General features: G+C 44.8%; 6 protein-coding genes. All 6 read right to left on the reverse strand.

Annotation, left to right across the window (positions count from 1 at the left end; translation table 11 throughout):
- Window positions 1–263: 263 nt before the first annotated feature.
- A complete protein-coding gene (locus H5715_RS05655) occupies window positions 264–1,418 on the reverse strand; it encodes a hypothetical protein (protein ID WP_175574327.1) in 1,155 nt (384 codons plus the stop codon).
- Window positions 1,419–2,037: 619 nt separating this feature from the next.
- On the reverse strand, window positions 2,038–2,883 hold the full coding sequence (locus H5715_RS05660) for a hypothetical protein (protein WP_075187453.1): 846 nt from the start codon (window positions 2,881–2,883) through the stop codon (window positions 2,038–2,040).
- Between the two features lie 426 nt (window positions 2,884–3,309).
- Window positions 3,310–4,410, reverse strand: a complete 1,101-nt coding sequence (gene xerA, locus H5715_RS05665; RefSeq protein WP_075187522.1) for a site-specific tyrosine recombinase/integron integrase — start codon at window positions 4,408–4,410, stop codon at window positions 3,310–3,312.
- Window positions 4,411–4,493: 83 nt separating this feature from the next.
- Window positions 4,494–5,075, reverse strand: a complete 582-nt coding sequence (locus H5715_RS05670) for an eCIS core domain-containing protein (RefSeq protein ID WP_075187452.1) — start codon at window positions 5,073–5,075, stop codon at window positions 4,494–4,496.
- 24 nt (window positions 5,076–5,099) lie between these two features.
- A complete protein-coding gene (locus H5715_RS05675) occupies window positions 5,100–7,985 on the reverse strand; it encodes a hypothetical protein (protein ID WP_139309899.1) in 2,886 nt (961 codons plus the stop codon).
- Window positions 7,986–7,990: 5 nt separating this feature from the next.
- Entirely contained in the window at window positions 7,991–9,418 is a 1,428-nt protein-coding gene (locus tag H5715_RS05680) for an ATP-binding protein (RefSeq protein ID WP_075187450.1), read from the reverse strand.
- Between the last annotated feature and the right edge of the window lie 20 nt (window positions 9,419–9,438).

The raw sequence follows: 9,438 nt of genomic DNA on the forward strand, positions 1-9,438 counted from the left end.
CATGGTAGGTTATTTGATCAGTAAGGGTGGTTTGGTAAAGAGCACCCTATTTATCAATTAGAAAGTAGGCGTCATTCGCACCGGCGTTGATGTAGGCGTTAAGCGTGTGCTGCGCAGTAGGTTCTTCCGTTTGATCAACTACAATGCCGTGCGCAGTGCTCACGGTTCCTTTATGTAGTTTCTGAAAGGGTTTTGAGTGGATTTTTTCGATATTTTTGTTTATTTTTATGGCAAATCATTACAAAAACTTCCAGGTAATTAGGTTAAGAACAAAAAACACAAAAGGCCAAAAGGCCAAAAGGCCAAAAGCATATTTTTGGAATGATATTATCTTTGTACAAAATAATATTCTGAAAAATTTTAGGCCTTATCGAAAACAAATAGGTGTTAATGGTTGAGCAGACCAATAGGAAATACATTAAAATATAAAAATATTCTAGGTAGACAACACTCGAACCCGAAAATTGTTCGCGCAATTGTATATGGGCTATCATGACCACAAAAAACAACGCCGAACACATACCTAAAAAACCAGTGGCATTAAAACCGAGTAAAACATTGTGATTTGGGCTGTCGGTTATCGTTAGTAGTGCAGCAAACAATAGCACCGAAACCAAGAAAAGATGTAGCATATAAATGATGAAGGCATTATCAAATCGTCGTTTTACGACAAAGTTATAATATAGCTCGGGGAAGTTTTTCTGGCCCATGTAGTTGCTAATACTAAAATTGGTATCATAACCAGAGGGTTTGTAATCAAAATAGGTGTTTTCGCGTATCCATGCACCAAGCACAATTTTCTGTTCAATGCCGAAAATCGCATCAACCTCTGTAGATTTATAGGCCGAAAAATCCGGCGACAATATTACATTATCTGAAAACTCTTTCGGCCAGAAACGAACCCAAACGGTCTTATGGTCGAACGGATACTTCGTGTAATTAAAACCTTGCTTCAGCGTTGACTCGAAATACCATCCAATCACTTCGTGGCCAAATCTACACGCCAAGCCCGCGTCGGTGGGGCAGCTTTCTTTACGGTAAGCAAAATTCAATACACTATCGCTAGCCGTATACACCTGTTCCGGTAAAATAAACCCTGGAACCAAATCGTCATCAGCTGTATTTTGGTAGGTTTCAATCGGAAAATGTTGCCATATATAACCACTAATATTCACTTCGCTCGAATTAAAAAACTTAAGCGATTGAATAAAAATACCGGTTTTAATACGTTTAGTTTCGGCCAGATTAATATCATTACCGTAATGCGCTACCAGGTATTCTTCTGCCGAAACTTCGCTAACCAATTGGCCGCGGCTATCAATCACGTAAGTGTCCATTTTTAGCGACAACGCTACCAGCACGCATCCCAGTGCGAGAGTGATCGCGATAGACAATGTCCATAGCTTTAACTTGGTCAAAATGCACATCCTTATTTTTTAGGAGGCCGTTACTTTATTGAGCCGGACGCATACCCCTTAAGAGTGAACACGGCATGATCCCCTACAATCATCATGCATACTGAGCGATCAGCCCGTCGCCCTAAACAATAATTATCCTTCGCTATAGGTTAGTTTCGGTTGAGGCTGGCCTTTTCGAAAATGAATTTTAGTTACAACCTTATAACCAAGCATAAATATCGAAATAGAAGGTATAAAAATTAGGCGCGCAATGGGGCTAACGGTAGAAAACCACAATAAAAACTAAATACGCCTGGCTTGTGTTTCGGCTTTGTTAAAATGCTAATCGAAACCGTTGCCATCCCTCGTCGGTATCTTTCGTTATAGCACTTTACTGTCCTGTACTGGCCTATTTTTATGAACGCACTCAATTTAGATCGGCCCTCCAAAAAAGTTGCCTATAGCAACGGAAGAAAGGCGTGGGCAGAACAATTCTGTCGAGATATGGGGCGGTGTTGGGTAAAATATTAATAGTATGAATGTCCAATTTTTTTTCCGATTAACCTAAAAGACATATCGCTCTACTTTTATTCTCTTTCGCCTTCTCTACTAGTACATACATATCTCAAGATTTTTTAATTTACTCGATATTTACATGAACATTGATTTTAATTTGGCCGAACTTACATATTAGATTGCCCTGAACTGTACGAGTATCTAATGTATCCCCTACATTTCCCTTCCCTTGTTCAGCCTTGTCCTGCGGAGAAAAGCTATGGAAATTTGATATAGTATCATAGCTGTCAATACCGTCCCACTCATGCTTGGCTGAATAAAACTCGTCTGAGGAGAATTTCCCGCCCACACCTGCGTTGATGTTAGCCCCACCTACATATGTAGCATGTGCGATACTGAACGCCGAAAGGGCAAGTTCATCGCTGATATTTTCACGTATTCCTTCAAAATCGTCCTTCACATTATCTCGACGCTCTTTTTTACGTTTTGCATCAAGGATTTCCTGCTTCTCACTAAATATCAGCTGTTCACCCGAATCAATTCCCCCTTTGTCATAATCCTGGGCGTGTTCTACTGCCAAATCTTTCAGCAATTGAGGAAGCTTCCCCCACTCCAAATCAATATTAGATGCATATGCAGTCATTAACCTGATGGCTTCCCCCTCATTTTCTGCAAGCCATATTCCTCTTCTTTTTTTCTTAGGTTGAACGATATTTTTTCTGGAAGTTGACAGATTAATCTTTCCCATGCGCTGGGTGGAAAAAGAGCTTACTTTCACATCTTTGATTGCTCCAACACCATTAAGTTTTTGATTGGTTTCGACAGCTCCTTGTAGTTTCCTTTGGGTATTAGCCCCCAAGCGGTTATCTGAAAACCCTAAACCTTGCTTCGAATTACTTTTTTCCTGAGTTACTATATTGGCATCAGACCTATTTTTGTTGACTTTTGGTTTATCCGCTTGTTCATACATATCATTAACCTTTTAAATATTTTTTCGATGTGATGGGCTTCTTAAACTGTACCTGCCCTGCGGTCTTCCGAGATCACTATCTTTCATGGCCAGGTAGAAAGTTCTACAATATGATCGACATAACTCCCGACCCTGATCTTTAGCGTGGGATTTTCTGTATCCTCGCTCAGAAGTTGTGCCCTAATTACGGCTTCTTCTAATTATTCTCCACTCAGTTTTAACAAGCCCCACTAATCGTTGCCATTTCGTCGCTAATAATTAATTCTTTACTGTCCGAATCTTTTTAGTCAAGCTGCCTTCGTGATTATTGATCATAGAAACTAGTTGCTGATAACAAGCCCGGAACGTCCAGAGTGGAATTTATTTGGGCTATCTCTTTATCAACACTGACCCTTTAACAAACACCACAGCTGTTAAAAGACCACTCTAAACATCAATTTCATCCAGCGGCGACCGAAGTCCCGCAAACCCCTTCGTCGTCACATGTGTATAAATCTCCGTAGTTTTAGAGCTAGAATGCCCCAACAACGCCTGTATATAGCGAAGGTCCGTTCCCCTCTCTAAAAGATGGGTAGCGAACGAGTGCCGCAACGTGTGAAGCGTGGCTTTTTTTTGAATACCGGCCCCCTTCAACGCCCGATCAAAAATCTTCCGTAAGCTAGTCGCGGAATACCGACCACCTTCCGCCCCTTCAAAAAGAAACACCTTAGGCCGATACTCTCTAAAATAATCCCGCAATAACACCAAACACTTTTCCGACAAAAGCGTCACCCGGTCTTTATTTCCCTTCGCCTCTCTCACCATAATGCAATGGCGCTTAGAATCGATATCGCCAACGTTAAGTTCGATAAGCTCATTACGCCTTAGCCCCGCTGAATAGAGGCAGTAGAGCATGGCTTTGTGTTTTAAATTTTGAACTTGCGAAAACAGGAGGATCACTTCTTCTTCGCTGAATACAACGGGTAGCTTTTTCTTTCTGCGCGGTGCCGTTACGGCTAATTCACTCAGCTCTCGATTAAGTACGGCTTTGTAAAATAGTTTAAGTGCATTAATGGTTTGTCGTTGGTAGGCACCCGAACATTGTCGCTGGTCGATTAAATACAGCATGTATTCACGAACTTGCTGATCACTAATGTGTTCTGGGGGAACCTGTTTGAAATAGGCAAGAAACTTCCCTAGCACGCTGGCATAGGTTTTTTGCGTATTCTCGCTATAGCGTTTTAGCCGCATCTGCTGGTAAAACCCTTCGGGAATAGGAGAGATTGGCGTGTTATGAGGAATTGTCGGCTTGTGAGGTTTTTGCCCAGTATCCACATGTTGAAAATGCGCTAAGGCACTGAATTTTTTTCGTAGATACTCCATGTGATTTTCGTAATAGGGAATATGCCATAACCCCAGCGCTTCACTCCAACACCAGCCGGTAATATTCTGAAACTGCATGGCTAAGTTGGGGTTGTTCTTTAGGCCAAAGGCTAGCCGTGTTTCACCCGATACGCCTATTTTTTTTAAATATACGACAGTTTTCATCCATGCCACCCATATACTGTATATATAAACAGCATTCAGTATAGCATTTGTTTTGTAGGGTTTTAAAGCCAGCGCAAAACTGCTCATTGTTTTCCACCGCCTTCAACCATCTGCAAAGCCCTATCCCCCATAACCGTCGCCTCTGTCTCCAACCCCACATTATCATTCACCGGCAAGCCCCCCACTTCGGTAGTCGGTTGCACCCGGCCCTGCGCTTGCTGCACCACATGCCCCAGCTCGTGGGGCAAATGTTGTTCCTGCCCCGGTGCCACGTGAATATCGGTGCCTTGGGCATAGGCGTGCGCGCCCACTTCGGCGGGTTTGCTGGAGTTCTGGTGTACCTTGACGGCGTCTAGGCTTATGCCCGATAACTGTTCCATACCCGTTTTTAGGGTGTCGGGTAGGCCGGTGGTATTCGGGTGTTGTTGCGCAACCGCTTCTGGCGAAGCGGCTTCAAACTTTCCCTGTAGGGGTTCCTCCTCTTCTAAATCCACTTTTTGCACGGGTTTGAATTGCCCCTGCATTAATTCCTCTTCTTCCAAACCCTGTAATTGTTTTATTGGCTGAGACAAGCCACGGTTATCTTTAAATTGTGCACTGGCTTCGGACGACCCCGCCCGCGTGTTTAGCGCCTGAGGTGTTTTGGGTAGAAATTCTTTGCTCATAATAGAACGCTCCTGCTAGCATAACTATTCAACGCGGTCGGATAACCGCAAAAAACTGCGATAAAGGGGAATGCCTAACATTGCCGCCACAAAAATAATCATCGTTATGTTTGCGTACGGTTGTAAATTTGGATCGCAACCAAAAATGATAAAGATGAATAACACCACACTCCAATTTAATAGGGCAAAATAAAGCCGATGGCTTTTAATATAGGTGCGTGACGGACAGTGGCTACGATAAAGGACAAAGATAATGGCGTTGGCCGCCAGTAATACCAATACAATGGGCAGTGTCCAGGCGCGATGAGGACACACATAGGCACACACCGACACATAGTGTGTGAGTGCGGGGCTGTGTAGCACGGCGCCAATACCGCCCAGCGCCGCCGTGTTAACATAATTATTTTCGCCATTCTCAAACGCTAATTTAAGCGTATGGGAAAGTATTTGCATTTCTGTATTGGTGGGTTTTAATGAATGGTCTTCATTCTCTGTGGTTAACGGTAGGTTCCAAAATCCGATACCGCCAAAGTTGTATTTGAGGTAAGCAATGTCGTCCATAAATTGCCGATGGGCCGATGCATTTTCTTCACTAAGGTTTAAACGCCCAAGAATAGGGATAATTTTTTCCTGGGAATCCACCCGGGCCTCACCTTTAAATTCATTTTCGATTTGCAGGCGGAGTTTTTTTTTGTTGATGCTGGTGCTTTCGTTAAGAAAAACTAAAATGTGGTTAACTTTGCTTTTATGTTCACTCTCTTTTAGTTGGGAAATGAGCGACGAAAGCGTTTGCGGTTCGCCTTTTTCGATATCCTCAACGCTACTCTTTAATACCCTGTCTTTATGGGTGTCCATAAACAGTGTTTGTAATTTAGCAAAGTAGCTGTTGTTATCCTCTACGCTGTCACCCACGCGGCTTTCTTCGTTATCTAAACCCTCTAGGCTCAACATTAAATTAATATCTAACCAGGGATGGCTCGCCATAGTCGATTCTTCGCGTATTTTTTCGTATAACCGGGAAATATAGGTAATAATGAATGACGGGTCTGACGCGGCCCCATAATGATCAAAATATAAGGTTACCCCATTAATGCCTCCATATTTTTCAACGGAGTTCTGCATCGTTTTTAACTGCGCGTAGTGCTCTTCGGCATACACTTTTACTTGGTCTTGACTGGGCCAATTAGCCCAATTTGCCGTATACAGTACGATATCCCGTTTAACGTTAAATTGTTTTAGGTGTTGCACAAAACGTTTTAGAAAACGTGGATTTTTCCAGTGCAATAAATCGTTGAGTTCGCCGTTGTCGTTAATGGGTAAGGCAAAATAGGCCATTCGCGAAAATAGGCTGAAATTTAAGTAGCCGGGATTGGCTGGACTAACACCGATTTCTTCGTAAGCGCTTGACGCTAACCAGTAGGGATAAAACCCATAGGTGGTGCCTTTAAGGGGTAAGGCACATTCCTGACATTCAGGGAGAACGCGAAGATGTATTTCGTTGAGGCTGCTGCTTAAAAACGGTTTTTCGGCGGCGGCGCTTACCGCGCTCACAACCGACTGAATATAATCGGTATAGGTTAAACAGTGTTGGGTCGCACACACGCGGCACTGGCTCTTATCTAGGGATAATAATAAGGCGAGGTCGTTTTCTGCTTTTTCCATTAGCGCACATTGCAGATCGGTAATGGCCTTTTCTGGGGGCGTCTCGCCGTTTTCGTTGGCCTCCTTTGCTTCGATAAACACGGTGAAGAGATCTTCTTGCAGGACGCAATCGAATTTTTCGGTGGTGTCGGTTTTATCATCGAGTGTATTCAACCCCGATTGTCGTAGCTGCATTAACATCGTGTCGATAGCATGGGAAAAAGCATAGGCATTGGGATACACAACCCCCACTAGCGCGGTGATGCAGTCGGTAATGGATTGATCCAACGACGGAAAACCCAATGCCAGAGTTGTTTCATCAACCGTTAGTTGATAACGGGTTGTTGTTAGGGTGTTGTCGTCTAGCAGCTGCATTATTTCGTTTAAACGTTCTTTGGTTGCATTTGCCTCTGCTGATGCTGTGGTTTGTTCGGGCGTATTCTGGGTGGCTACACAATGTTCAGACCCTTCTTCTGCCTCTGGGCATTCTGGGCCCTGCGGTGGGGCCACTACTTTGTCGGCCCCTAAGGCTTTCTCTAACGCATTTTTTAAAATGATTCGAAAATCCGTCGCGGGAAGTAATTGGTTGGTATACACCGTGAGACTCTCCGCCGAGAGGGGTTTACCGTCGCTTAACAGCGTTGTAATAAAGCCGCTTGAAATATAGTGATAGCGTTGGTCGGTAATCATCGGTTCTATTTTTTCGAGGTAGCTTTGTGTGAGTGGTTCACTAATGCCCTCTATTTCAGCCAGCTTTTGTTCCACGTAGGTTAAGGCGGCGTCGATTGTAATAAATTGGTTCTCTTGTTCGTTGATGGCGGTGGCTTCTAGTATTTCTCTCACCGAGGCGTTGAGGGTAAAGGTTTCTAGATCGTCCGCTAAAAGCACATAGGGTTGCACTCCCGAATAATAGTGCGCGCGCGCGTTCGTGCTGGCCTGTTCCGTACAGTCACGCGTTTCTGACGGTATCGCCTCGCAGTTTGAGCCCGCACTGGCGGGTTCTTCCAAGGCTTTATTGATCCATTGACGGGTCACCGGGCCAATAACGCCATCGTTTAAGGTTTTGGTGTTTTCGAGCTTTTGCTTATAACAGCTATTTTTGGCAAGGCGAGGCTTGAGTCGCTCTTGAATCTGTTCGCCACTCACGGGCGCCATATCGGTACAGCGAGAATCGGTTTGAGCGTTTTGTGCGAAAGCTGTATTCAACCACAACCCCATTGCCAGTGTTGTGTACACTAATGTGCGAAACGCATGGAAAGTTGTTAACACCGCGTTCACCCCAATACCCTCCCCTGCTTTTTTTTCTCTTTGCTGATGCCTGTTTCCAGATCTTGCAGTAGCACTTTATTTCGCCCCTGATTCATCATGCGTATGGCGGCAAACCGGACCACATTAATTATGGCGCCGCCGGTAATTTCGTGCTGTTTGGCCAGCTGTTTGAAATCGACAGATTCGTGTAAGCAGGTGGCATTGCAGAAGGCTTTTTGCCAAAGGAGAAAGCGTTGATTGACATCGGGCATAGGGAAGTAGGCGAGCGATTGAAAACGGCGTGAAAAGGCATCGTCGATATTTCCGCGTAAATTGGTGGCGAGAATAATAACGCCGGGAAACGTTTCGATACGCTGTAATAAATACGCCACTTCTTGGTTGGCATGGCGGTCATTCGATGAGGTGGTTTCGGTACGCTTACCAAACAGCGCATCGGCTTCGTCAAAAAAGAGTATCCAGTTGCGGTTTTCTGCTTGATTAAATATGGCCTCTAGATTCTTTTCGGTTTCACCAATGTATTTGGAGACCACCGACGATAAATCGATACGATAGACATCGGAACCCATAGCTTTGCCCAGTAAGCTGGCCGTGAGTGTTTTACCTGTGCCGGGTGGGCCATAAAATAGCGCGCGATAACCGGGTTGTATAGATTTATGTAAGCCCAGCTCGCGAATAATAACGTGCTGGTTAATTAACCAGGTACGGAGGTGGTCGATTTCGTCGAGTGTTTTGGGGGGCAGTACCAGGTCGTCCCAATCCAGGTTGGTTTCTAATAATTTGGCCGGGAAATGCATGCTGAAATCGGGCTTTTGCGTTTCGCCGGTGGTAATGCGATGAAAATATTCGTGGGACAAGGTGATGGACGTGGTCAAATACGCCTCATCAAATTCACCCGTGTGGAAGCGCAATATTCCCGCTTTGGTAAAAAAGTGGTCGCGATCCAGCAACGAGAACACCTGCATGCGTTTTTCCAAATCTTCTCCTGCGATTAAAAACGCTGCCGTTTCGCCGGTGGGTAAAAACCCCCCGTGAGTTTTACCGCGCCAGCCCCCAAATTCCACGTAGGGGTGATCGATATGCGGGTCGCGTATTAATAGCAGGTTAAGAATTTGAGGGCGTAAATGAGGAATAGCAGCCAATATAAAAAGCAGCCGCTCTGCGTGCGACATACCAAACTGACGAACAATAGTGGCGTACTCTGAGGGGTCGTGGGCAATGTTGGGTACCGGAACGTCTTGCACAGAGGCGTATACGCATTCATTTTCAAAATAGAGGGCTAGGCGGGTTTCTAATAGTGAGGAGAACCACTTGAATTCCCGTTCTAACGTGTGTGCATTGCGGGCCAGCGGCGAACAGGGAATGGATAACGGTTCCTTCGTTTTGCCGTACTGTTCCGGCGATAAACGGATAAACGATGACGCATCTACGCGCATAACACCCCCTCCCTCCCAGC

The organism is Teredinibacter haidensis, assembly GCF_014211975.1.
GTDB lineage: Bacteria > Pseudomonadota > Gammaproteobacteria > Pseudomonadales > Cellvibrionaceae > Teredinibacter > Teredinibacter haidensis.

Excerpts from the sequence above, each read along its gene's own strand:
- H5715_RS05680 (WP_075187450.1), bottom strand. The coding sequence starts at position 9,418 with ATGCGCGTAGATGCGTCATCGTTTATCCGTTTATCGCCGGAACAGTAC.
- H5715_RS05660 (WP_075187453.1), bottom strand. The coding sequence starts at position 2,883 with ATGTATGAACAAGCGGATAAACCAAAAGTCAACAAAAATAGGTCTGAT.
- xerA (WP_075187522.1), bottom strand. The coding sequence starts at position 4,410 with ATGAAAACTGTCGTATATTTAAAAAAAATAGGCGTATCGGGTGAAACA.
- H5715_RS05670 (WP_075187452.1), bottom strand. The coding sequence starts at position 5,075 with ATGAGCAAAGAATTTCTACCCAAAACACCTCAGGCGCTAAACACGCGG.